The sequence below is a fragment of the Mucilaginibacter paludis DSM 18603 genome (genome assembly GCF_000166195.2).
Taxonomy (GTDB): domain Bacteria; phylum Bacteroidota; class Bacteroidia; order Sphingobacteriales; family Sphingobacteriaceae; genus Mucilaginibacter; species Mucilaginibacter paludis.
Window position 1 is genome coordinate 2,205,911 of sequence record NZ_CM001403.1, and the last position, 24,582, is coordinate 2,230,492.

Here is a 24,582-nt window from a genome sequence, read left to right on the forward strand (position 1 = left end):
TATTCAGCTACTAACGTAAACCCCTATCAGCCCATGCCCAAAATTGCCGATCAACAATATGTTATTGCCATCGGCGCATCGTCCGGCGGCTTAGAAGCGATATCCGCCTTTTTTGATTATACACCGCTTGACTCTGTATCTTACATCGTGATACAGCACCTTTCGGCTGATTTTAAAAGCCAGATGGTACAGATCCTTTCCCAGCATAGTAAACTGCTGGTGGTAGAGGCCATCGAGAACGTAGATATTAAACCCAATACCGTTTACCTGATACCGAGTGCTAAATTCATGGCCGTAAAAAAGGGCCGACTGATCCTTTCGGATAAAAAGGACCGGCCCAGACCGCATATGACGATCGACTACTTTTTCAGCTCCCTGGCAAAGGAACGTGGAAACAAGGCCATCGGTATTATTTTATCAGGTACCGGTGATGATGGCTCGAAAGGGATAACAGCCATAAAACATGCCGGAGGTATTGTGTTGGTGCAGGACCCCGCTACGGCAAACTTTAAAGGCATGCCAGAGGCGGCCATTGCGAGCAATTGCGCGGACAGGATTCTTTCACCAGAGGCCATGCCTCAGATAATTGACGATTATGTAAGGGATGGAATTCTGGAACTATTGACTGACCAGCCTTCCGAACAGATCAGCGAGGATGAGCTTGCACAAATATTTACTCTGATTAAAGGCAACCTGCCACTGGATTTCACCGACTATAAACGCCCGACCATTATCAGGCGGATCAAAAGGCGGATGGTAAGCCATAACCTCAACAAGGTGGATAAGTATTACCAGTTCCTGAAAGGAAATGCTGCCGAAATAGCGCTGCTTGCCAACGATTTTCTGATCAGTGTGACCTCTTTTTTTCGTGATCCGGAAGCTTTTAAGATCATCGAAGAAACAGTTATTCCGGCTATTATAAAAAAAAACCATACAGAAGCATTGAAAATATGGGTAGCCGGCTGCGCTACCGGTGAAGAGGCTTATTCCATAGCTATACTCATCAAAGAGTATTTAAATAAGTATCCCCGAAACATGGAGGTTAAGATCTTCGCCTCGGATATCAGCAAGGCGGCATTGGATATTGCCTCAAAAGGCTTTTATCCGGACAGTATTATTAAAACGGTCTCCAAAGAAAGATTACAACAATTTTTCACCAAAGAAAATACAGGCTATCGGGTCAAACACGAGATCCGCAAGATGCTGATCTTCGCCGAACATGACCTGACCAGGAACCCGCCATACTGTAATATCGATTTGATCAGCTGCCGTAACTTACTGATCTATCTCAATGTGGCCTTACAAAAAAAGGTATTTGCCATGTTGCATTTTGGATTGAAAAAAGATGGCTACCTCGTTTTGGGGCCCAGCGAGAGCGCTACTGTCATTAAAGATGATTTTACGGAGATCAATAATAAATGGAACATTCTGAAAAGTAATAAAACAGGCCGCGCAATCCGTTTTGATGCTTTTTCATCTCATACGATCGGGGAACTCAAGACAACGACGATGGAAGTACCTGCAAAGCAAGTCGTGCCGGTATCTAAGACCGACCTTGCCAGCCAGGTCGATTCCGCCTTGTTACGGGAGTGTGCGTTTAATGGCGTTTGTACCGATGAGAATCTGTCGGTTGTCCACTCGTTCGGCAACACCAAACCGTATTTGAAAAACATCAATTTTAAACATGACCTTAATGAATTGCTGCCGACACACATTTCCACAGTTTTTAAAGCGGCTGCGCACAAGGCTTTTAAACTGAACGAAAGGGTCGTGCTCCATCAGCTCAGTCTCGATGGTCCCGGTAAAGTGATAAACAAGCCATTCAATATTGTCCTCAGCCCGTTTGCCAAATCCGGATCGGAAGAAAGGTTGTTGTTGGTACTGTTTACGGACATAAAAACCGGGGCGAACGAAGAAAATATTATCCATGCAGAAGATATCAGCGAAGTAACCCGGGAGCATGTAATCAACCTGGAGCGGGAGGTGGCGCAATTAAAACATACTGTAGCAGTAGCGCATCAGCGTATCTCATCTTCCAACGAGCACATGCAGTCCTTTAACGAAGAGTTGCAATCAGCCAACGAGGAAATGCAATCCGCCAATGAAGAAATGCAAAGTTCGAATGAGGAACTGCAGTCTGTGAACGAGGAACTTCAAACGGTGAACAAGGACCACCAATTGACCATTGACCAATTAACAGACCTGAATGACGATCTGAACAATTACTTCCGCAGCAACATCAATGGGCAACTTTTTGTGGACAGGGAACTGCTGCTGAAAAGATATTCGCCCGGAGCGGTGAAGCATATTAATATCAGGGAAGGTGATATTGGCCGGCCGCTTAGCAACATCACCAACAATATCAGGTTTGAAACCTTGATAGCGGATATAAAGAAGGTGATTAACGACGAAGAACCTATTACCCGCGAAGCTGAGGCGACTGACGGCAGGGTGTACCAGGTAATGACCATGCCCTACCTGAAAAAAAACAGCAAAAAAGCTGAAGGCGCTATTATCAGCTTTTACGATATCACCGAGCTGAAAAAAATATTAGGTGAACTTGATATCAGCAATAAAAGCTTGTTAAGGATCAATGCTGACCTGAATAATTTTATTTTCGGCGCCTCACATGACCTGAATGCACCGATCCTGAACATTGAAATGCTGCTGGAAATACTCAATGATAAACTGGATACCCAAGACCCTGAAGTGATCAAGCTATCCGGCATGATGCATAAATCGGTTACTAATTTTAAAGCGGTCATCAGCGACCTGGCCAGGGTCGGATCTATCGAATCGGAAGATACGGCTGATGCGCTGGAAAGCTTTCCGATGCTATTCGAAGAGATCAAAGCCGCCTTGTCGGAAAAAATCAAAGTTTCGAAAGCCGTTTTCCGGATCGACTTCGGTATAACGGAAGTCAGGTTCGCCAGAAAGAATTTGCGGAGCATAATGCTGAACCTCATAACCAATGCGCTAAAGTTCAGTTCGCCGAAACGCGTGCCGAAGATCAGTCTCAAAACCGAGAAATCAGACGAGTTTATCGTCCTAACGATCTGTGATAATGGCATCGGTATCGCCAAAGACGACATTGATCAAATTTTTCAAAAATATAAGCGGGTCAATACGGATACCGAAGGCAGCGGAATAGGGCTATATCTTATCCGAAAGATCGTCAACGCGTCGGGTGGCAAGATCGAGGTAGAATGCAAACCGGGTAAGGGATCCGTTTTTAAGGTGTTTTTTAAAATGTAACCTGTAAATAATCAACCTATTTCTTTGTCGTCAAGTACATTACAAAAGCGTCAGCGAATAAATTAATCTATGGGTTAGTTATGGATATCTTTCCGATTTTAAACGATACATCATCTTATTTTATCCACTCACATTCTAATTATGATTGATAAAACAAAAACGATAATCAGGAAGTACCTGATTAAATAAACAACCTCCATAGTGCTACATCAATAGAATATCCTTCAGCAGATTAAATATACTACATGCATCATTAACCCGGCGATTGTGATGAGAATACCTGTTAACAGGTTAGGATTGTAATGATAGCAGGCCCGAGAATGCTCTGGTTGGATATCACATCCCTCAATCTCTTTTACTTTCATTTAGAAGGGCAATTGGATTCTTACTAAATTAAAAACCGGGGCGGCATTTGGCCGCCCCGGAATATTTTTAAACCTTGTTATTTACTTCAGGAAGATCTTCCTTACGGCATTATTTGTCATATCTACAAAGTAGATGTCGCCATTTTTATCAACAAAAACGTCGCCTATCAAGCCTGATTTGGCATTATTCAATGCACCATCCACAGCAGCACCCCTGGTGAACTGAGCTATGGTGGTTACTTGCTGAGTGGCAATATTGATTTTGCGTATCGCAATTCCGTCTGACAGAAATATATTCCCGGCACGATCAGAAGCAAGCGCGTTAATAGTCTGGAACATAGCTGCCTTTCCAATTCCATCGGCAAAACCATAGTCGTTACCAACCCAGTTGTAAGTATTTCTTCCGTTACCAATAGTATACATATCTACAGAATATCCCGGGTTCTGCACCTTATAAATGATATTGTTTAAGATTGCCGGACGAGCGACATCCGAGATAGTAAGTAAGCTTAAAACCGTTTTGGTTCCGTCTTTTTGAAAACTCCATCCACCGTTAAAGCTACCCAGGGCGTATAATATTCCGTTTTCATCAAACGCAATTTTATTTATTGTACCTAAACCTGTGGCAAAAGTGCTTACCATACCTTGTGGGGTTACTTTGCGTAAGCTTGTACCATCACTGATAAATAGGTTATCATTGGCATCTATATCCATACCCGGGTTAGTTCCCAAATTAAATAATGCCGCTGTCCCCTGGCCATCCACGCTGCCTCTGGCACCAGAAGGGCTGCCGGCAAATACAGATACCGTACCATCCGTACTGATCTTTTTGATACGGCTATAGTCGCCCTCAATAACAAACACATTACCTTTGCTGTCGGCCACTAAACTAACTGTTCTATAAGGAGACAGGTTCAGTAAGTTATTCAAAGACCCACCGGCCAGGGTAACTACACCCGCACGATAAAAATTGGTTGGCGCAAGCGCTTCCACACCGCTATTGGTTACTTTTAACGGCCCCGATGTTAAATTATCGGGCGCTATAACCTCCAGGCTTGTTGAAGTAGCATTAACTACCAGGGCCTGTACCCCATTAAAGGTAACTATATTTGAGCCTGCGGAAGTATTGAAACCTAAACCGGTGATAACTACATGCGTACCTGCAAGCCCATTGGCCGGGCTAAATGATGTTATACCTATAGACTGATCTTTAAATACCGGCCCTTCAACCGCCTGGCCATTTACCGTTACAATAACTTTACCGTTGCCGGTACCGCCCGGAATAGTCAACGTTAATTGAGTGGCAGTAGCTGATGTGATGGGTATAGTAATACCGTTGACGGTCACCTTATTCTCATCCAATATATTACTAAAAGTAGTTCCGCTGATGGTCATCACGGTATTGGCCGGTCCGCTAAGCGGCGTTACTGTTTGAATTGTTGGCGGTGGCACAACGGTAAATACCGGCCCTCCTATTTTTTGCCCATTGATGGTAACCGATAACGGCCCTGTTTGCACGGCATCGGGCGCAATAACCAACAGGTGATCTGTACCGGCTTCGGTTACTACCGCTGTGGTGCCGTTAAAGTCAACTGTATTGCCAGCTATCACGTTTTCAAATCCTTCGCCGCTTACCCTTACTACCGTACCCTTACCACCGGTTAATGGTTTAATGGCAGAAATTGCCTGAAACTTAAATGTTTGGCCCGTAGCTTCCTTGCCATTAACTGTTACTTTAACCGGCCCGGTACCTGCGGCAACTGGAACCTCAACCACCACAAGCGTATCGTTTGCATTAACTACGGTAGCTGGTTTTCCGTTAATCGATACGGTTACAGGGCCTGCTATACTGCTAAACCCGGCCCCGGTAATATTGATGTGTGTACCAGCAGCCCCATTTGTCGGGTTTATTTTCTGTACACTTAACTGTTGGAAAGTATAGTTTCCTATCGGGATGGTAAGGCCAGCCATGTTTAGTACAATGCTTCCGGTTACGCCCTTTTTTGGAGCCCTTAACACAACTGCTGTAGATGTTGCACTAACCACATCAGCTGATGTGCCTGCAAATGTTGCAGATACATCCCCTATATTGCTGCTAAATCCGGTTCCCTCAATGGTCACTAATGTACCATCATTCCCGCTGTTTGGATAATAATCGGTAACCTTGGGTTGGGGCTTATCGTCGTTTTTATTGTCTTTTTTACAAGCGCCAAACATCAGTATCAGCATGCAACACAGTACACCGAAATATTTTATATTTTGTTTTTTCATGATTTTATATCGCGATTAACCGTTAATTAAAAAGTATACCTCAAACCCAATTGCGCCTGGGTTCTTGATCCGTAATAATCAATGCTATAGGGTTTACCTGGTGTGGTAAACTGATAAAGCGGGTATCCCCCCGCGTTTTGTTGCGGCGGAAACAGTACCGGCGTAAGCCCTACACTGGCTGTAGAATTGAAAGTGTTAGGCGAAAAATACTGGATACCCCAATTTTTATTGATCAGGTTGGTCAGGTTCATAATATCGGCAGTAATCGTGATGACTTGCTTTTTTTCCTGATTGATGAAAATATCATGCGACAAATGCAGATCTGCCTGCACATTCCATGGTGTGCGGCCTTTATTGCGCTCGGTAAACTGTCCGCGTCTGCTGCTTAGATAGCTATCCTGGTCAATGTAGGTATTAAAGGCGTTGGCTTGCTGTACAGCGGTACCCGAGATCGCATTATCCTGAAAAAAGCGGATGGCTTCATCCCTTTGCGGGATATAAGCTAAACTAACCTGTTGCGGTAAGCCCTGCACACTATTATTGACAATACCATAGCTGAACGGGCTACCCGACTGGGCGCTGAAAAACAACGAAATATTGGTTCTGCCCGCTTTAGCCCATGCTTTGTTATAACTGATACTGCTTACAATACGGTTGCGGATATCAAAATTACTGTTGGCTAATGTTGGGTTATTAGGTACCAGCGACTGGTTAAGCTGCCAGTTGGATTCCATCGAATTACGAACCCCGTTTGACAGATCTTTCGACTGTCCGTAGGTATAAGAAACAGAAGCTTGCAATTCATCTCCAATGGTTTTAGCGATACTCCCGGTCAAACTATAGCGGTAACCCCGGCTGGTATTGCTCAGTAAGTAAATATTTGAAAACCGCTGATCAACCGTGCCGCTATAGATAGGTTGCTGGTGCAGTTTATCATAAGCAAAATAAGTGGGGTTATCCTGTACATTCAATTGCTGAAATAGCACATCTTTAATGTTTTTGGTATAAATACCTTCTATGGTAAACTTCCACTGGTTGCTGGTGGTATAATCTGCCGCCAAACTGCCACGCAGTACCTGTGGCATTACAAAATCGTTATCAATTAAATCAACCTGTGTTTGGCCGCTATTGGAGTTGCTGATCACGGTTCCGTTTTGCTGAACAAAACCTCCGATACCATTTGCGCCACCACTAAGCGGATTGCTTCCGGGTACAAATGGTTTTTTATCAGCCTTCTGATCAACAGCACCATAGCTGTTACCGGTATTGTAATAGGCATAAGCCAACCAGGCCATCGGTATGCGGCCTGTAAACAAGCCAGCCCCTCCGCGAAAGATCAGGCTTTGATCTCCAAACCAATCATAACGAAAACCTATCCTGGGCGATAGCTGCACCTTGTTTAAAAATTGATTGGTAATCCGGCTCAGGGGGGTATAAGAATAAGTTGTGCCGAAATAAGGATCGGCCAATGCCGAATGTATTTTATCGTTAAGTTGGGGCATATCCGGTAAATCGGTTATATCGGCCCTTAAACCAGGAATCACCTTTAATTGATCCGAAACACTGATCTCATCCTGTAAATACAAACTGTACATGTTTACATTAAATTGGGCCCCCGGATGATTCAGGATATAGTCGCGGCTGTTATCAGCATAATTGTAAGCTCCACGAACGCGATAAGGCTTATTACTCAAATAATCTTCAATGCTGTTATAATCCACCCTGCCATTCCAGCCATTAACGAAGCCATACGTAATCCGATAAAGTTCGTTATGTGTACCTATCGTAAACCTGTTTTTACCCACATTGTAATTCAGGTTTGCAGTAAGTTCCAGCGTGCGCTGCTTCATGTTAAATATGCTGGCTTCGCGATCGGTGCCCAGATAAATGGTAGTACCGGGTGTACGGCCTGCTATTTGTACCTGGGGCAAGCTCGGATCACTCAGCGGGTCCCTGGAATCGTTAACCATCGTGTACCCCACCAGCACATTGCCCGACAGTCTATTGTTTAACCTGCTTTTCAGTTCGGCCACGGTAGAACTTTGATTGTTTTTTTGCAAATACGCCATACTGCTGAACCTGAAATCCTGCTGATCACGGTCCATACTGGTGGCCTCGGATAAGATGGTATTGTTACGGATAGCAAGCTGGTTTTTATCGTTAATATTCCAGTCTAACCGGTTAAAAAATTTGGTTGATTTGGCGTAGGTGTTAAAAGCGCCTGCCGTACCGGCATCAAAAGGGCTGGCGGCACTGATTGCTCTGGCATCTGCCAAACTCAGTATCTGGCTGGTTTCTGCCTGGCCAGCCATGAGCTGCACGGGATCCTGGCGATGGGTGATCTCTTCATTCGAAAAAAAGAAAAGTTTATTTTTAATAATCGGGAAACCCACCCTTAAACCGGTTTGATAATCATAAAAATCGCTATTCATTTTACCCAGGGTACCTACCCTGTCATTACCAGTTAATGCGGCATTACGGCCAAAGCCGTAAACCGAACCACTCAGGGTATTGGTACCGCTGCGAGTGACCGCATTTACCGAACCGCCGGTAAAATTTCCGATTTTAACATCATAGGGTGCCAAATAAACCTGCATATCCTCAATAGCATCAAGAGAGATGGGGTTGGTACGGGTGGAACTGCCTGCCATACCCGACGTGCCCGACTGGCCACCCAAAGAGGGGCTGAAGCCGATGGCATCGTTATTAATGGCACCATCAATAGTTACGTTATTATAGCGGAAATTGCTTCCTCCAAAACTATTGTCTTTACTGGCCTGGGGCACCAAACGGGTAATATCGGTAATACTACGCGCCACGGTAGGCATATTTTTCACCTGTGCCGCGCTGATGTTTTTGCCCGATCCGTAGTTGTTGATGCGCGGGCCACCTTTTGTAGCTTTAATTACAACTTCGCCAAGTTGCTTCGTGTTATCGGTTAATGCAAAATTGATTTGTACGGCTGATCCCAACCTCACTGTTATGCCCTCTTTTTTTGACGGCGCCATGCTGATCATCGTTGCCTCAACACTATAAGGCCCGCCAATGCGCAGATTGGGCAGGTAGTAATGCCCGCCTTTATCGGTAGCAATTGCATATTTGGTGCCCGATGGCTGGTGAATTGCCGTTACCGTAGCACCCGGCAAGGCCTGCCCTGCCGAGTCGGATACGGTACCGCTAAGGGTACCGCTTGTTTCCTGCGCGTGCGATGCCAATGGCAGTAGCAGCACCAGGAAAAATACTATTTTCTGGAGTAGTTTATTTGATATCATCTCTAATGTCTTATTTAAAATTACTGTGTGATCTTGAGTACACCATCAATGGTATGCAGTACCCCGTTGCCCGTCAGTACGTCTTGTTTAGTCAATTGTACAGTTGTTGTATTGCCAGTGCCCTGGAGGCTGATGCCGGAAAAACTTCCCGGTTTAGTATTATCCGGAATTAATTGTATTTTAACTAAATTACCATCCAACATGGCTTGCTGGCTTTGATTGCTGGTACCGGTACTGAGCACATAATCGTATATAAACCGGCGTTCATTCACAATATGATACCTTATCAATGCCTTTAAGGTAGCCGGATCAGCCTGGTTAACGGCCGCTAAAGTTGGAAAACCGTACGCGATCATTGCTGCATTACCAGGCGCAAATACCGAATAGGGGCCACTACTGTTCAGTACATCTGTTAAGCCGGCCCGCTGGATAGCCTGGTAAAACAAACTCAGGTTTTTATCGGATGCAATCGCATCGGTTATTTGCTGATAGGTATAAGGTTCCAGCACCCTGTTCACCACCTGGATCAAGCCGTTTGCAGCCGGAACGTTTTGAGCCAATACCGTTGAACCGTTAATAGTCAGCACGGTATCCGCCCCTTTTACCCAGTGTGTAACAAAAAGCTTCCCCCCGTTTGAAGAGCGGATTTCCTGGTTAAATAAAAAAGGCAGTTTATTCAGTTCGTAATTGCCGTTAAGGATATGGTAATTCATAATGGCCGATATCCTTGCCGGCACTTCGCCTAAAATAGCTACCGTTGTAGGGTACCCGGCTTTTGTAAAAGCATCGTCTGACGGGGCAATTACTGTAAAAGGTCCTGGTTCAAACAATTTAGCACGTAGCCCGCTCACGCTAAGCCCCGTATTGAACAAGCTCAGGTTAAAATTATCAGCAATTACATTGCTGATTTTATTACTGCTATTGTCAGCCGTATTCGCCTGGTCTTTTTTACAACCGTACAGGCACAAGTTGCAGGTAAGAATAGCCAGTAAAATATATTTAGAATTATTCATGGTTTCCAGTTAATTATTTATGGTTATCTATATGCTAAAACTTGAAATCCTTAGGAACAATAAAGTGGTCGACCACGTGGATGGGGCCCATCAGCGTATTGATATCCGATTCCACAATTTTGGCCGCCGGATGGCTGGATCCCGCTACTGCAACTGTTATGGCACCATTGCTTTTTCCAAAATCAAATGGCATAAGATAAGGAGGATAGGTACCACTGTAACCGGAGTTAACGAGTGTATAGCCGGACAAAACAGTATTGCTCAGATCATTAGAATAGAAATTATTTGATACCTGCTGGCCACCGCCATAATTGGGATCGTAATAAGCGAACATTACCCCCCAGCGATGGTACGCGATAAGCGTATCTGTTGCTAATCCGCCTATAACCGTATAGGTATTGTAATCAACCGTTGGGAGCGGGTTACGGTTATTCAGGTTCATCACATCATCAACCGTTTGATAGCCTGCCGCATGAAAAACAGCATCCGGAATGGCAAATACCGAAGTATATATAGCGATGTTATTGGTATAATCAGGAGCAAGGCCTTGCGTAAAATCACGAAAGATTATCCCCTCGCTAACTACGGTGTATAGCGAATCATTACGCTGGTTTAATGCAAGGTACATTCCAAAGCGGCCATCATCCTGTAAGGCCTGCAATATGGTTTTCGTTGGCTTGTGCAATACATGGTCTATCGGCCAGATCGATCCGTCTTTAGCCTGTACGGGCGATGATTGGCCTGCCGTTTTACCATTGATGAATAATACGCCGTCGGTTAATTTAAGATACTGTAAATAATAGTAGGGATCCTTAACCGTTGCCCCATATACTGCCGGGTTCACCGTAAGGTATGGGTTTTGCAGAAGCGTTCTACATTTTAAATTCTCTTTTCTGTCCTTGATATCCTGTGTGCTAATATTTGTATTTATCGTATGATAGAGCAAAATACTATCCAGCAGGGCAGGTGATGTTTTGTTGATCACATCCAATGTTAATCCGTCTGCTGTAAAGGCAGCATCGGTGGGTACCAGTAAGGTGAAAGGGACTTTATTTCCTTGTGCTTTGAGGATACTATCCATATCACTACGCTTCCAGGCAGTTTTGAACAAAGTATAGGGAGAAGCAGCAAGGGCATCTTTCAGCGTAAGGTTAATATTTTGATACGGAACCGCTTGCCCTTCGGGCACAGGCATAAATTCGGCTTTTCTGCATGCGGGCAGAAATAACAGCAGCAAGCAGAAAGAAAGTAGCCCGCTGGTAATTATAGTGGGTAATTTTATAGGTTTCATTTTTGAAATACTTTAGGTAGTGTCAGTTATTTTAAGGCTTGCACGGGTAGCAGCAACAATCCTTGTATATCATGTACCAGTCCGTTATCGGTTAAATTATCGGTTAAAGCGGGTAACAAACCAGCTGCGCCGGGATAATTATCATAGGGATAATTGATGGGTGTTCTCAAATTCATGGAATAGGTTACATCCGCAGTGAAGTAATCCCTGGTTGTGCTGACCACCTGATACCAGCTGTCGCCGGTTATATGGCCAACATAGGCGGGTTCGCTGTTGATAATATAGAACACATTAATATCCGAGATAAAATAATGCTTCTTATTGATGATATACCCGCCAAAGAGCCGTCTACCCGAATAGACTGCCGTGTCTAAAGCCATAATAGAGGCTGCCGTGATGTTCTGGGCCTCAAATACATTATTTTGAGGAGCAAAAACGGTAAATGGCCCGGTTGTATTAAGTTGACTCCATAAACCAAACTTTTTTAAACCGCTCACAAAAATGCTGTATTGCGGGCGGCTGGCCAGCCAGTCTTGCACGGTGCTCCTGGGCGTATATTTCATCACTTTATTTATTACCTGGATGATGCCGTTAGCAATATTGACATCTTTACGTGTAACGGATGAACCATTGAAATAAAGATTGTTAGCCGGATATTGGCTATTTCCGGGGATATAGCCTGCTAAAGAGGCGTACACTTCAGTTCCAGCTAAGGTTTGATAACGGATATCTACGCCGTTAACCGGAATATCACTAAATAACAACCGTTGAGTTAAAACATGACGCTGGATCATGCCTTTAAGGCTATCTGAGTTCATTTTATCAAAATCAGAAGGCTTGGTGATACCCAGTTGCTGAAATGCCGAATTACTAGGTACCAGTATAGTAAATGGCCCTTGTCCGTTTAAAACGTCGGCCATGCCAGCTTTTTGGATAGCGGCATAAAACAAGGTCATGTCATAGTTATTCCTGATAAAATCGGCCCCCAGCCTAAGGTTTTCGTTCTCTTTGGTAATTTGAAGGTCATCGTGTTTACACGAGTTCAGTAACATCAGCATGAATGCCGGGATCAACAGCAATATATTTTTTATAAATTTTTTCCTTTTCATGAGCATCGACTATTTGTTGTCTGATCTGTTATTAATAGGTTGGCGGCGCATATTTGCGTTGTATGGTGGTGAGATACACATTACCATTTACAATCTCGATAGTGTTCACCGTGGCAAACGAGCGCAGATTATATTTTCCGGATGGAATGTTAACGATCATGTTGGGCAGCAGGGCGGCGTTATCATTACCGGGAACCCTGGTTTTGCCGGTAAGAATACAATTTATAGGCGCCCAGTTACTATCGGTATGCACCTCAAAAGGATAATAAGGGTTGTTTGAAGGGTTAAAACCCGGTGCCATCAAATCAATATGCTGCCATATACCGGTAACGATGCCGTTGGAACTGCCGTCTGCAAATAAGGGAAAGCTATAGTAGGGATTAACTGCCGGACTCTCAGAATTACGTGTGAGGTTGCCCATATATTTTTGCGTATAAGCAGGCAAGGGGTCATTGATTGACAGGCTGGTTTTATACAGGGTGTAAAAAATATTCATCTCATCTTTTATACCATCCTGCAATGCTCCGGAAGCTGCATAAGAAGTTTTTAAACTACTGTTTGCCTGCTGAAAGCCCTTGGCGCTCATGTTATAAAAATTAATATAGACCAATGAATCTGATAGGGATAGTTTTTGAAAGTTTTCCTGACGGAGATAGATGCCGTTTTTTTTGCTGACGAAATCTTTTTGTAACACATGAAGCGTATAGATCTCTTTAGCATCAAGCGTAATCGTAGTGTCGATAAGTACACTGCGTTTTAACTTAGACTCCAGATTAAAAAACGGCGTGTTATTAACCGGCCGGAACATAAACACAATGCGGTGTTTTCCGGAAGGGATCTGCGCCCAGCTACTCAAATCAAAACCGTTTAGTATCGGGCCAACCAATACATCCTCTTTACCCGGATATTCCGGATTTTTATACGAGATGCTTGTACCTACGTGCGAAGGATAAGGCGGTGCGTAGGGCTCGCGCTGATCGAGAAAATCACCTGTTATTGCGGCGCTCACCGGGATGTTATTCTGATCCATTTGCGGATCGATCAGCATCGCAAGGAAGGGTACCGGCTCGTCCTTATTTTCCAGGGAAATGGTATAGTTGAGGTTGTTGAATACTCTTAAGTAAGCAGGGTCGTCTATCTTGGCATAATTAACTTTGCTGCACCCTGTAGCAAACAACAATAGGGATAAGCCGCATAAAAAAATGTTTTGTAATTTAAACTTTAACATATTATAGCTATTTACTGTGTTTAACAATGATCATTTTTGCTTTGGCCTGCGCGGCAGCTGATGGCAGGGTGCTTCCCACCAGCGCGATGCTATAAAAACCGGGTTCGTGATTGGGCAGGTTTCCATTGGCATATAAAGAAGGCCTGGCAATTAAAGCCTGACCTGTTAACACCGGGATATCAGTAGCCCAGCTGCCCGGAACTACCGATGGCGAGGAACGGAATGCCATAATCTGGTAAGGTTTAGCATCGTAATTTGCCCTGATATAAGGAAACTCGATTGGAAAAATACCTGGCCTTAAATTGGTGACAGCCGCTGTATTGAAGCCAAAAACACTATTGAAATTTTGGGCGTTATCGGTAGTCAATGTGAGATAAGGGAAATCCTGGCAAAGGTTAAGGAAACGCATGCTGAAAGAAAACGCATCGGAGTTGCGTGTATATGTTGCATCATCAGTCGCATTACCCACCAGGGTTCCGCTTAAATCGTTGGCTAACGCGCTGATTACTGGTTTGCCGTTAGCATCCGGAAATACCCAAAGGGTAAAATTGGTATTGGCATCCAATGATAAAGTAGTACTGGCCAGCACCGCGCCCGAGCCATCTGTAGCCTGAATAGTGTACTTGCCGATAAAAAAGACGCTATAGTCCGTATAACCGGTATAGGCTATGGGCCCACCTAAAACCTGCCCGTTAACGGTTACTTTTATGCCGTTGAGATTGGGCATGGCGTTAACAGCCTGCAGCCGGGCATAAGCTAAATTTACAGGCTCCGCAACATCACTGATGATAAAAAAACTATTTTGATAGGCTGTTGTGGTTTCATCTGTAGAGGTGCCGGGCGTAGGAACCTTATACTGCTTAGGCGTTACAACTATAGTATATACACCTCCGGGCGCATAAGTTTTAATAGGTGAGTATGTTAAACTGGTATGATAAATAGTGGAGGCAACAGGTTCTAATACCACATCGCCCGAAGTGAGTTTACCGTTGCCCGGAACCTGTACGCCCTGATCTGTCAATACCTTAAATTGTGCTGTACAATAAGGCAGATCGATATAAGCAGAGTAATTGCCGGGGGTAATATTACTGGTTTGGCTGCTTACAGGGGTACCATCTGCCCAGGTGAGTGTAAGGGGAGATACCAAATTCCCCATCCTCGGATCATCATTAACCTTACCGGCCAGATTCAAGATCCTTACCTTAAAATGCGATTGATCTGTCGCGGCAGCTATTGATCTTGGTATTTTAATCAATTTAGGCAAGTTAGTAACCTGGGCGTAAGCTGTTGTGGGAAGCAAATAATAATCGAACGCTTGCTGGCTGTCTTCCTGCACCGTTAATGCCAACGGATCGTTACTGTTGCTCTGATACTCTCTATGCTCCACCATAACGCTGGCGGTGCCGTTGGTTAAAAAACTTTGTGGAATAGACCACGTTGTACCAAGCCGCCCATTGTCAGGGAAATATTTAGTACCGGGGTATTGCCCTGCTGTAGCGCCCTGTGGGTCTCTTACTACATAATTGGTTAACGTGTCCCCGTTAATTTGAAGCTGATTATAGCCGGCCAGGTTTACTATCCTAACGGTTGAATTTTTACGCGTATCGGTTACGTTGCGGTTATCGGCAATAAGGTTTTGCTTGTCTTTTTTACAAGCGCTAAAGGCCAGCAGCAAAAACAAACCAAGCACTGCCGCTAAGCTGCTTAAATGTTTATTCAGTTCTTTCATGGTTATAATAAATTATAGGTAAACCCCATCATGATTTCGCTACCACGCTGATAGCTCCGGTTAACATATTCGTTACCGTACCATTTACCACCGGTTCCGGGGTTGGCATATACCGTTTTCACGTCGGGGTTCAGCATGTTTTTGAAGTATCCCTTAAACAGAATTTTCCGGGTTAAGCGCTGGCTGAACACAAAGTCGAGCACGGGCACAGGGCGGGTATAAAGGTCGGGCTCACCGGTAAGATTGATCTGTACCAACCGCTCGCCAACCATATTGAAAGTACCTGTTAAGCTTGTGCCCGAACGTTTATTGTCATAATTTAACCAACCATTTACGGAATATGGTGCTTGTTCAAATAAAGGACTATTATCCGGCGAATGCCTGTCAAGCGAACGGTTTGCTTGCAGGCGGGCCGCCGATTTTTTGATATCGCTTTGCGCCAGCATCAGGTTAGAGCCGATGAACAGGTTTTTAAGCGGATCCCAAACTTTGCCCAGATCTTTTACAATTTCCAGTTCTATGCCCCATACCTTACCAATATTCGGATCATTTTCAAACCGGATAGTGGGGTATTCGGGATAGGTGGCCGCCAGGCCATTAGTTTGCAAACTGAATACTTTATATAACTGATTTTTAATTCGCTTGCCAAATACGGACACCGCTATTACTTCTCCGGGATTAGGGAAATATTCCCAGCGGAAATCATAGTTCTGGGTAGACTGGTTAATCAGGCTGGGGTTTCCAACTACCAAACCTCCCTGAATGGCATCAAACTCAAACACATTAGTGATCTCTCTTAATTCGGGCCTGGCCAGCGTGGTATTGTACCCTGCCCTGAAATTCATATTCTCCTTGTAGTTATAAGTCATGTTCAGCGCATAATAAGGCTTGTAACCTACCTTATAAACCGAATTGGGGCTGGTGAGCGATAAGGGTATCCGCGTTCCGTTAGCTCCCGGCGTGGTAAGCGCCGGATCAAGGAAAACGCCCGAAGTATCAACTGCGGATTGAATATTGGTTGATTCAAAGCGGACACCGCCGGTAAGCCTGATATCTTTGGTCAGTTTCAGATCGAGCATACCATAAGCTGCTTTGGTTTCAAAAAAGCCGGTATAATTATTGGGCGATTTTTGGCTGTTATACAAAAAGCCTCCTATCGGCGCGGCCCCTTCGCCTGTGCCCGAAGCCATGGGATGGATGCCGACAATGTCGGAACTTACCAAACGGTTCAGGTTTCCCTCCACTGTATATAGCGGTAGAGCCCCGTTAGATGAAAAGTTAGACCCCGGCAAAAAAAGAACATTCTCTGTAAATACCCTGTCGCGGTTCAGGTAGTTAAAGCCGGTTTTAAATTCCTGCTTCTGGCCTAAAAATTTAAAAGGAAAACTCAGGTCTGCTTTGTAGTTATAATTGGTTTCATCCAGTTTGCGGTATCTGCGCCCGTTAGGCTCCGCCTGGATAATCCCATAAGCACCAAAGCCGTTAACGTATCCGGAAGAAAGCGCATAAAGGTGGTTTGTATAGGCCTGGTTGGGTGCAGTATTCTGCGGGCCTACAACCGGGTTGTTATAATTCCCCCCGCCATTTGGCGTATAATCGGCAAGTGAAACAAAACGATAGTCCGGATCATTTTGACCGGCTTTTGACGAGGCCACATTATAACTTAGCTTTGGTGAGTATTCGCCTTTTAAAAACTTATGCTCCCCCTGCAAATTGAAAGTATTTAAGGTGCGGTAGGATTGCTTTAACGAGTAAATTGTACTTTTTACCTCCCCGGGCAGGCCGGTATAATCATATCTCCCGTTCAAATTGGTGGCCTGCGTTTCGCCGCCCCAGCTGCCCAGGTATTGTACGCTGATCTCATTCCGGGCATCAAAACGATAGGTTAAGCCCAAAAGGCCGCCATAATTTAAAGTTTCTGTACCTGTATTTTCCTTATACGTTAGGTATTTACCCATGTATAAATTATTGGGGGTAATATAATTGGGGATATTACGCGGGCTGTAAACCTGCGGATTACCGGTGATCACACCCTGGTAAATACTATATTGCTGAACATCCCCGCCATAAATATCTGTTGTACGGCGATAGTAATTGACACCTGCGATGACACCTATTTTATGCTTCTTAAATACGGTATAGTTGTTACCGAACGTGGCCGAATACAATTGGTTAAGCGGCGTAGCTTTATAGCTGGTTGTTAACACCGGGTCAAACCCCTGCATAATATTATTGATCCTGCTAACTTCCTGCTTTACAGCTGGGCTATAACCACTATTGGCTATCATGCGCTGTATTTGCGGCAAGCCGCCCTTATATTGGTTAGCAAGGTTCAGGAAGTCGGGCGAAAGATCTTTCTTATTGATTTTATTGGCCAGGAAGCCCATATCGCTATTGTAAAAGCTATTGTGCATGCCGCCGATACCGATGTTGGAATTAAAACCGGATTGAACAACAATATCCAATACCATACTATCCGGAACCGACTTGGTTTTCAATTCAACAATGCCGGCTGCCGCGTCGGCAGGCTTATCTGATGATACCGTTTTATAGATGGTGATATTATCGAGCAACGATGCCGGTACAAGGTCTAAAGGGATGGCGCTCCGGTCCGGATCGGAAGAGGCCAGGCGAATACCGTTTAATTGCGCAATTACGCTTCGGTCGCCCAAACCGCGGATGGCCACATATTTATCATCGGTAACGGTAACGCCTGCTACACGCTGCAATGCCTGTGTTGTTGTTATGCTGGCAGTGCGCTCAATTTGTGCCGCAGATATGGCATCCTGTATGGTTGCAGATTTTTTACGCTCATTAAGTACCGAAATTTCCGTATTGGTCCTTCTTCGTGCCTGCACAGCTACCTCGAGCAGTTGTTTCGCTTCGGCCTTCAGGCTAATCTTAATGTCGCCGCTATGCGCGTTAACCTTGATTTCCTGAGTTTGATATCCAATGTAGGATACAACAAGTGTGGCGCCCTCCGTAGGTATGGCAATATGGAAACTACCATTTATATCGGTTGCCGCCCCTATGTTGGTACCTTTTATGCGGATGCCTACGCCTACAAGTAATTCCTTGGTTTTATCGTCGGTTACAGTTCCGGTTATCACAACCGGTACAGGTTTGCTGTCTATAACAATGTATCCTTCCACGGGTTTGTACTGTAAATCAGTATTCATCAGTAGCTGGTCCATCACCTTTCTTACCGTTATCCCGTCAGAAACCAGTGTAATTTTCTTATTGTTGTTTTTAAGCGATTGCGCCCTGATTGAAAATTGAATATGGGTTTGCTGGCTGATAAATGATAAGCCCTGCGCTATGGAAACATTCTGTAACCGGACATTTATCTTTTGTTCAAGATCCTGACTTTTTACATTATTGGCCAGCAACATACTTATAAAAACAAGCTGGGCTGCCATAAACAAAAAAGAACATTTCATAATAAAACGGATTGAAGGATATCGTTTTAATCCTTTTTGCATATTTTTGAATATTACTGGTTATTCGCCGCAAAGCGTTAATCTGTTAAAGCCCGTAACCTGTTCTCAGGTACGGAAGTGAATTAAACCGGGAGGACGTCGAAATTCACACGGTTTATTCGTAAAATGCATTCCCTGCCTTTGGCGGGGAATGTTTTTTGTAATGATGTTACATAACTTTCCTTTCTATTATTCGTAATTACTTGATCACAACATTTCGCCCCTTAACTGAATACTTAAAGTGGCCTGTTGCGCTCAATACGTTCATGATCTTAACAAAAGGCATATCGCCCTGCAAAACCACCGTTATTTTTTCTTGCAACTTCTTTGTATTGTTATACTGAAATTTCACATCGTACCAGCGCTCCAATACCGCCGTCAATTGTGTTAGCGGAGTTTCGTGAAATACCAGGCGGCCATCTTTCCAACCGGCTATATCTTCGGCGGGAATGTTATTGGTGGTCAATTTCCCATTTTCCCAGATGGATTGCTGCCCCGGTACCAGGTTAGCTAAAACCAGTATCTTGTCATTTTTAACCTTTTCAATGCTAACCTTGCCGCTCGCTAAGGCAACAATTATAGGTTGATTTTTAAAAGCGGTGATCTTAAATGCAGTTCCAATATCCCGGGTTTGCAAGGCTCCGGTATGAACTATAAAAGCCTGGTAGCTCCGATGTTTAACGTCAAAAAAAGCCTCCCCTTCTAAAGTGATATCACGACTGTTTTTTGCGAAAACTTCCGGGAAACGAATTTTACTGCCGGCACCCAGGTAAATCACCGAACTATCCGGCAGGGTAACGATCGATCTTTTACCATAAGGGTTTACAATTTCCCGCATGGCTATGGGTTGAACCGATAGGCGGTTTTTAGTTTTCAACGTATTGAACAACACTACTCCGATAATCACCGCAGCACAGATACCCGCGTAGCGTAACACCGCCGGACTTAAAAACCTAACGGACTTTTTTGCGGGACCAGCAATTGCAATCCGGTTATGAATCTCCTGGTTCCAATCAAATAACTGGGTATCGCTTATATTGGCATCAGCCGAAGTTTGATTCCATCGATCCAACAGAACCTCGTCAAACAATTTTTGACCTTCGGGTGTATTGATACCCTGAAGGATTGTTTGCTTTTCTGCCTCAGTGCATTGCTGGGCTAAAAATTTAATAATTAATTCGCGGGTCAACGGTTCTTCCATATCAATGTTTCAAATAGGGTAACACCTTTATTAAACCGAAGTACTAACCGGATTGAAAATAAATTTCATTTAAGTAATGAGCCCGGCTAATCGGAAAAAAAAAGGGATGACGTTTGAACCTTGGTAGATATTCGGTGCAGAAGCAAAGCGGACAAGCCCCCTCTAAATCTCCCCCGGTAAGGGAGACTTTAAAGCCCTCCCTACCGGGCCCTTCCCGCTGCGATTGAACGGGACGATGCCGCCAGTTAAGAATACTGGTTATTAACGCACAAAAATAACATTGATAATCAAATACTTATATATACATCCTTATAAGGAGAACGACGAATCAATCTTTATGACATACAGGAAGAAACTTCGGAGCCACTCTGCCTATGTAGAGATTGTTTCGTACCTCGAAATGACGATTAGATATTGATAATAAGCGACTTAAATAGACATCATTATAGATTAGGGGTACCTTGAAATCGCCCCTAAAAGCCTCTACATATCAGCTATCCATAGAAGTACTCGCCGCCGCGATGAAAGCACGTCATTAAGTTTCAATTTCGCGGATTTATCCCAGGCCTATTCGGCAATAGCCATTGATGTGTTTTTTGGAGAACAGCAGAATCAAAGAAAGAATGGATGCATCATTGTATCCAGGATGAATAAACCCTATACAATTTATTTTGTATTTCCCACCAGGAAATATAACCGCTATTTTAGGCCTTAGCCAACACTGCGATAAGCGCGAGGATGGGCAGAAGAATAGTGGCCAATTCCTGTAGATGATCCCGAAAGTGCTGTAATGACGCGTTAATATGATTTCTTACGGTATGGATGGAGAGGTTTAAATGACTTGCAATCTCCGAATAGCTCATATTCTCTTCCCGGCTTAAACGGAATACTTGTTTACGTTGCGGGCTGAGGAGGTTTAATTTCTCCTGGTAAAGATGTTGAAGTTCTTTGTGATTCAGGTTATAATCTGCAGGTCTGGAAACATGAGCCAAATTATCTTCCAAATACTCTATAGGCCTGGTCAATACGGCTTTTCGTCGCCAATGGTTATACAAAGCGTTCCGGATCGATTGAAATAGATAAGCCGACAAATCGGCTTCGATCAGGATATCGCCTTTTTTTTGCCACAACCGCAGCATAACATCCATCGATAATTCTTTTGCTATATCCTCATCATGCAATGACGACAAAGCGAAAGAATAGATCTTCTTAAAATAACGGAAGAATAATGCGTCATAAGCTTGCAGATTGTCTTCCCGGCATTTTTCTATAAGAATATGATCTGGTAAATCTTTAAATGCCATAGGTGAACTAAATTTCCCGCACCAAAAGTAATGAGCAGAAAAATAAGGCTGCATCAATTGTATGTTAACCAATTGTTAATAGAGGCCACGGACTCGTGGGTAGGTATTCTTGGGTCAAAGAAGAAATTTTGTAGAATCAGAATTTTTATGGGATATAGATAGTTTACGCAGGGATATTAGCAAGCCTGAGGAGAAAGAAAGCAGTAACTAACCACTCTTGAAAGGCCCTGAAAGCTTTGATCCTGGCGTTGATAATTCTGCGGATGCATTTGTACTTCTGTGGTCGAAGAAGAATAAGATACATTCGTAATGGGTTTGAACAGACCTTGATACAGCTTTAAAAGCATCAATTCCTGTATCTCCTACATCGATATGCCAGATAGCCAGCCTTTTGAAGGCCTGCTTCTTGTTATTGCGGATGGTAAAGATCTGCCCTAACCATAATACTCCCAACAATGAGGTCCAAGAACAAGCCATAAAAAGCTGTAGATTTATTTGACCCCATTGTTGGGAGTTATAGTTTTGGTATTTGTCACTATCATCCGGAGATACTATGATACATATGAAACCTAAGCTATTTATGGCTAACCTCTCATAGATATACTTTACCCTTACTGTATTTTATACAGAAGAACTGAGCCTTTTTAATTGAATTAATAAATCCCGGTAATGATATTGTGTAGTAGTATCTTTAACCAAAGGCGCAACTCTTTCAATATTTTTTTGAAGCACTGTAAGATGCGCGCGAACGAGAGCCGACAGACCATGATTTTTGAAACTGCTGATAAGCGCCAGCATGTTATCTACATATTGTTGTTGTAATACCATATGATAATGACTAACTGCTACAGGACTTTTCAGTTCCGGCCACAAACCATCTTTAAGTTGGCTTAAGAAATCATCAAGCGTAAAAGTTCGTTCATGATAAAATACAGAAGCGTCATAAAGATTGATTAATCTTTGCGGTGCCAATAATGCGCTCAGAATGTCGCTGGCCAGTAACTGGGGATGCAAACCCCTCTGAGGATTCCAAACCTGCGAGGTAATTGCTTCAGGAGCAATCCACGCGGGCTCTTTACTAAAAACCTCTTTGTTCAGAAAACTCATTGCCCGTTGCTGAAGCAACTTTGGGGCGGGTTCAAATATTCTGCCCGTGTCAGCGGAAGTCAGATTGTTGTAATAACCTAACCCAATACAATTGACTGCGTGCATCAGATAAGTAAAGTACTGTCCTAATAACGCAGGGTGTGTCCTTTTTAAGCTATTTCCTGAATTTTCGCCGAACTGGTCTCCATACTGAAAGGTCCATGAAGGCAAGCGCGTAACTATCCGTTTAAGATTTTTTAGCCCATAAGTATTAGCTGCAATTACATCGTTGCTTAGGTCCTCGGTTTGAGATCTTGGATCGATTATTCCAAGGAAACTTTGTTCGCCGTAAAAAAGCCTTTTATTATTTTTTAAACTGTCTGTAACGAGGTTAAACAAAATATGGCGTTCCTTGCGCTCATCGGTAATATCGGGGAATACCCGGTATCCCCATTCGATCGCCCACTTATCATAGTCGCCTATTCGCGGAAAAATACCTTTTGTCGAAATATGGTCTTCAGGCTGTGCTACGTAGTTAAACCTGGCGTAATCCATTATAGATGGCGTATGGCCATGCAGTTCTACCCATTTTTTATTGCGCAAACTATCAACAGGAACGGTTGACGATGAGCCAAAATTATGTTTCAGTCCTAAAGTATGGCCTATCTCGTGAGATGATACAAAACGGATGAGCTGCCCCATGAGTTCGGTGCTGAATTCGGGTTTTTGAGCCGCTGTGTCAACCATTCCAGCCTGCAACATATACCAATTATGCAAAAGTGTCATCACATTGTGGTACCAGCTTACATGGGATTCCATGATCTCGCCCGAACGTGGATCGATGATAGTCGGCCCTGCAGCGTTCGCGATAAACGACGGCTTGTAAACAATTACACTGTACCGGGCATCATTCATGCTCCAGGTACTATCAGAGGGTGATACTTCCCTGGCAAAAATAGCGTTCTTAAAACCTGCTCTTTCAAAAGCGGCCTGCCAATCGTCTACACCCATTTTCAGGTAGGGTACCCACTGTTTAGGCGTCGCAGGATCAATGTAAAAAATAATTGGCTTCACCGGTTCTACTAACTCCCCCCTCCGGTATTTATCCATATCAGCAGGCTTGGGTTGTAAACGCCACCGGCTGATCTTCAGTTCCAATTTTGCCTGCTGCGGATTCCGGTCATAATCCACATTGTACGGCGTAAAGTAACCAATCCGCGCGTCAAGCGCGCGCTCATGCATAGGTTTGTCCGGGAGAAGCACAAACGAAGTGTTTATCCTGATGGTATTTGTCGTGTCACCTTTGCCTATGCCATAGGTTTTAAAAGTCCGGATCTCAGTGTTAGCAGGGAATGAACGGATGTCTTCGACGAAAGATTTGTCTGACTGATAATTCAGTGTGCTGGCGTGGCCGGTCATCAAATTACTGTTCCCGGTTAACAATTCTGTGATATCAATGACAGTAGAAGTAGAATCAGGACCATAGGCTTTAATATCCCAGGACATTAAAATTTCGGCTAAATTATTTTTATTCAGCGCCTTTAACAGGCCATTTTGCGTATTGTCTTTTGATCTTTCAGCGAATGTCAGGTTTCTGATATTGATTTTGCCGTTGGCTTTATCGAAGGTGATGTCGCTTTCGCCCAATCCGTCGCCGCCATAAATTCCGTTCTTTTCGTCAATCGTACCGGCAGATGACTGTACTACCCGGCTAACAACCATCATCGGGCGGTTGAGCAAGGTGTCGTTTATCCGCAAATAATAGTGCCCTTCAGTTGTATAAATGGTAAACATGCCTTTATTTACCCTGGCATTCGGCTTGATCAATTTATTGAAGGCAACCGGCCCGGCTGACGGCAGGCCGCCGCCCCCCCAAATTACACCCTGTGAAAAGCAGCAGCAGGGTAATACCGTAAAAGCAAAAATGAATGAAACGCTTCTGGCTATTGAAAATATGAATTCCTTTATCATCGTATTCG

General features: G+C 43.9%; 13 protein-coding genes. 1 reads left to right on the forward strand and 12 read right to left on the reverse strand.

All coding sequences use genetic code 11. From position 1 onward, the window contains the following. The first annotated feature begins 33 nt into the window (after positions 1-33). On the forward strand, positions 34-3,255 hold the full coding sequence (locus tag MUCPA_RS09095; RefSeq protein ID WP_008505916.1) for a CheR family methyltransferase: 3,222 nt from the start codon (positions 34-36) through the stop codon (positions 3,253-3,255). A 446-nt stretch (positions 3,256-3,701) separates the two neighbouring features. Here the strand turns inward: MUCPA_RS09095 and MUCPA_RS09100 are convergent, their stop codons facing one another. The 12 genes from MUCPA_RS09100 to MUCPA_RS09155 all read right to left on the reverse strand — a co-directional run bounded on the left by MUCPA_RS09100 (position 3,702) and on the right by MUCPA_RS09155 (position 24,574). Further along, positions 3,702-5,891 carry an IPT/TIG domain-containing protein gene (locus MUCPA_RS09100; RefSeq protein ID WP_008505917.1) on the reverse strand — a complete coding sequence of 730 codons (2,190 nt, stop codon included), beginning with the start codon at positions 5,889-5,891 and terminating at the stop codon, positions 3,702-3,704. A 26-nt stretch (positions 5,892-5,917) separates the two neighbouring features. After that, the gene (locus MUCPA_RS09105; protein ID WP_008505920.1) at positions 5,918-9,163 is read right to left on the reverse strand and encodes a TonB-dependent receptor; all 3,246 of its coding nucleotides are present in this window, start codon (positions 9,161-9,163) and stop codon (positions 5,918-5,920) included. A gap of 20 nt (positions 9,164-9,183) precedes the next feature. Continuing rightward, entirely contained in the window at positions 9,184-10,176 is a 993-nt protein-coding gene (locus tag MUCPA_RS09110) for a fasciclin domain-containing protein (RefSeq protein ID WP_008505922.1), read from the reverse strand. 34 nt (positions 10,177-10,210) lie between these two features. After that, entirely contained in the window at positions 10,211-11,467 is a 1,257-nt protein-coding gene (locus MUCPA_RS09115) for a fasciclin domain-containing protein (RefSeq protein ID WP_008505925.1), read from the reverse strand. Between the two features lie 26 nt (positions 11,468-11,493). Next, positions 11,494-12,576: a fasciclin domain-containing protein gene (locus MUCPA_RS09120; protein WP_040625801.1), complete on the reverse strand. Its 1,083-nt coding sequence runs from the start codon at positions 12,574-12,576 to the stop codon at positions 11,494-11,496. A gap of 31 nt (positions 12,577-12,607) precedes the next feature. Further along, positions 12,608-13,804: a hypothetical protein gene (locus MUCPA_RS09125; protein ID WP_008505929.1), complete on the reverse strand. Its 1,197-nt coding sequence runs from the start codon at positions 13,802-13,804 to the stop codon at positions 12,608-12,610. A 7-nt stretch (positions 13,805-13,811) separates the two neighbouring features. Further along, positions 13,812-15,533: a DUF4397 domain-containing protein gene (locus tag MUCPA_RS09130; RefSeq protein WP_008505930.1), complete on the reverse strand. Its 1,722-nt coding sequence runs from the start codon at positions 15,531-15,533 to the stop codon at positions 13,812-13,814. Between the two features lie 2 nt (positions 15,534-15,535). Continuing rightward, positions 15,536-18,973, reverse strand: a complete 3,438-nt coding sequence (locus MUCPA_RS09135; RefSeq protein WP_169316162.1) for a TonB-dependent receptor — start codon at positions 18,971-18,973, stop codon at positions 15,536-15,538. Positions 18,974-19,211: 238 nt separating this feature from the next. Beyond that, on the reverse strand, positions 19,212-20,213 hold the full coding sequence (locus MUCPA_RS09140) for a FecR family protein (RefSeq protein WP_008505935.1): 1,002 nt from the start codon (positions 20,211-20,213) through the stop codon (positions 19,212-19,214). A 704-nt stretch (positions 20,214-20,917) separates the two neighbouring features. Then, entirely contained in the window at positions 20,918-21,517 is a 600-nt protein-coding gene (locus MUCPA_RS09145) for an RNA polymerase sigma-70 factor (RefSeq protein ID WP_008505936.1), read from the reverse strand. 207 nt (positions 21,518-21,724) lie between these two features. Beyond that, positions 21,725-21,994: a transposase gene (locus MUCPA_RS39510; protein WP_083839320.1), complete on the reverse strand. Its 270-nt coding sequence runs from the start codon at positions 21,992-21,994 to the stop codon at positions 21,725-21,727. Positions 21,995-22,138: 144 nt separating this feature from the next. Next, the gene (locus MUCPA_RS09155) at positions 22,139-24,574 is read right to left on the reverse strand and encodes a zinc-dependent metalloprotease (RefSeq protein WP_008505938.1); all 2,436 of its coding nucleotides are present in this window, start codon (positions 24,572-24,574) and stop codon (positions 22,139-22,141) included. Between the last annotated feature and the right edge of the window lie 8 nt (positions 24,575-24,582).

Coding starts and splice junctions, on each gene's coding strand:
- MUCPA_RS09145 (WP_008505936.1), bottom strand. CDS start 21,517: ATGGCATTTAAAGATTTACCAGATCATATTCTTATAGAAAAATGCCGG.
- MUCPA_RS09110 (WP_008505922.1), bottom strand. CDS start 10,176: ATGAATAATTCTAAATATATTTTACTGGCTATTCTTACCTGCAACTTG.
- MUCPA_RS09140 (WP_008505935.1), bottom strand. CDS start 20,213: ATGGAAGAACCGTTGACCCGCGAATTAATTATTAAATTTTTAGCCCAG.
- MUCPA_RS09130 (WP_008505930.1), bottom strand. CDS start 15,533: ATGAAAGAACTGAATAAACATTTAAGCAGCTTAGCGGCAGTGCTTGGT.
- MUCPA_RS39510 (WP_083839320.1), bottom strand. CDS start 21,994: ATGGCTTGTTCTTGGACCTCATTGTTGGGAGTATTATGGTTAGGGCAG.
- MUCPA_RS09105 (WP_008505920.1), bottom strand. CDS start 9,163: ATGATATCAAATAAACTACTCCAGAAAATAGTATTTTTCCTGGTGCTG.
- MUCPA_RS09120 (WP_040625801.1), bottom strand. CDS start 12,576: ATGAAAAGGAAAAAATTTATAAAAAATATATTGCTGTTGATCCCGGCA.
- MUCPA_RS09115 (WP_008505925.1), bottom strand. CDS start 11,467: ATGAAACCTATAAAATTACCCACTATAATTACCAGCGGGCTACTTTCT.
- MUCPA_RS09135 (WP_169316162.1), bottom strand. CDS start 18,973: ATGAAATGTTCTTTTTTGTTTATGGCAGCCCAGCTTGTTTTTATAAGT.
- MUCPA_RS09100 (WP_008505917.1), bottom strand. CDS start 5,891: ATGAAAAAACAAAATATAAAATATTTCGGTGTACTGTGTTGCATGCTG.
- MUCPA_RS09095 (WP_008505916.1), top strand. CDS start 34: ATGCCCAAAATTGCCGATCAACAATATGTTATTGCCATCGGCGCATCG.
- MUCPA_RS09125 (WP_008505929.1), bottom strand. CDS start 13,804: ATGTTAAAGTTTAAATTACAAAACATTTTTTTATGCGGCTTATCCCTA.
- MUCPA_RS09155 (WP_008505938.1), bottom strand. CDS start 24,574: ATGATAAAGGAATTCATATTTTCAATAGCCAGAAGCGTTTCATTCATT.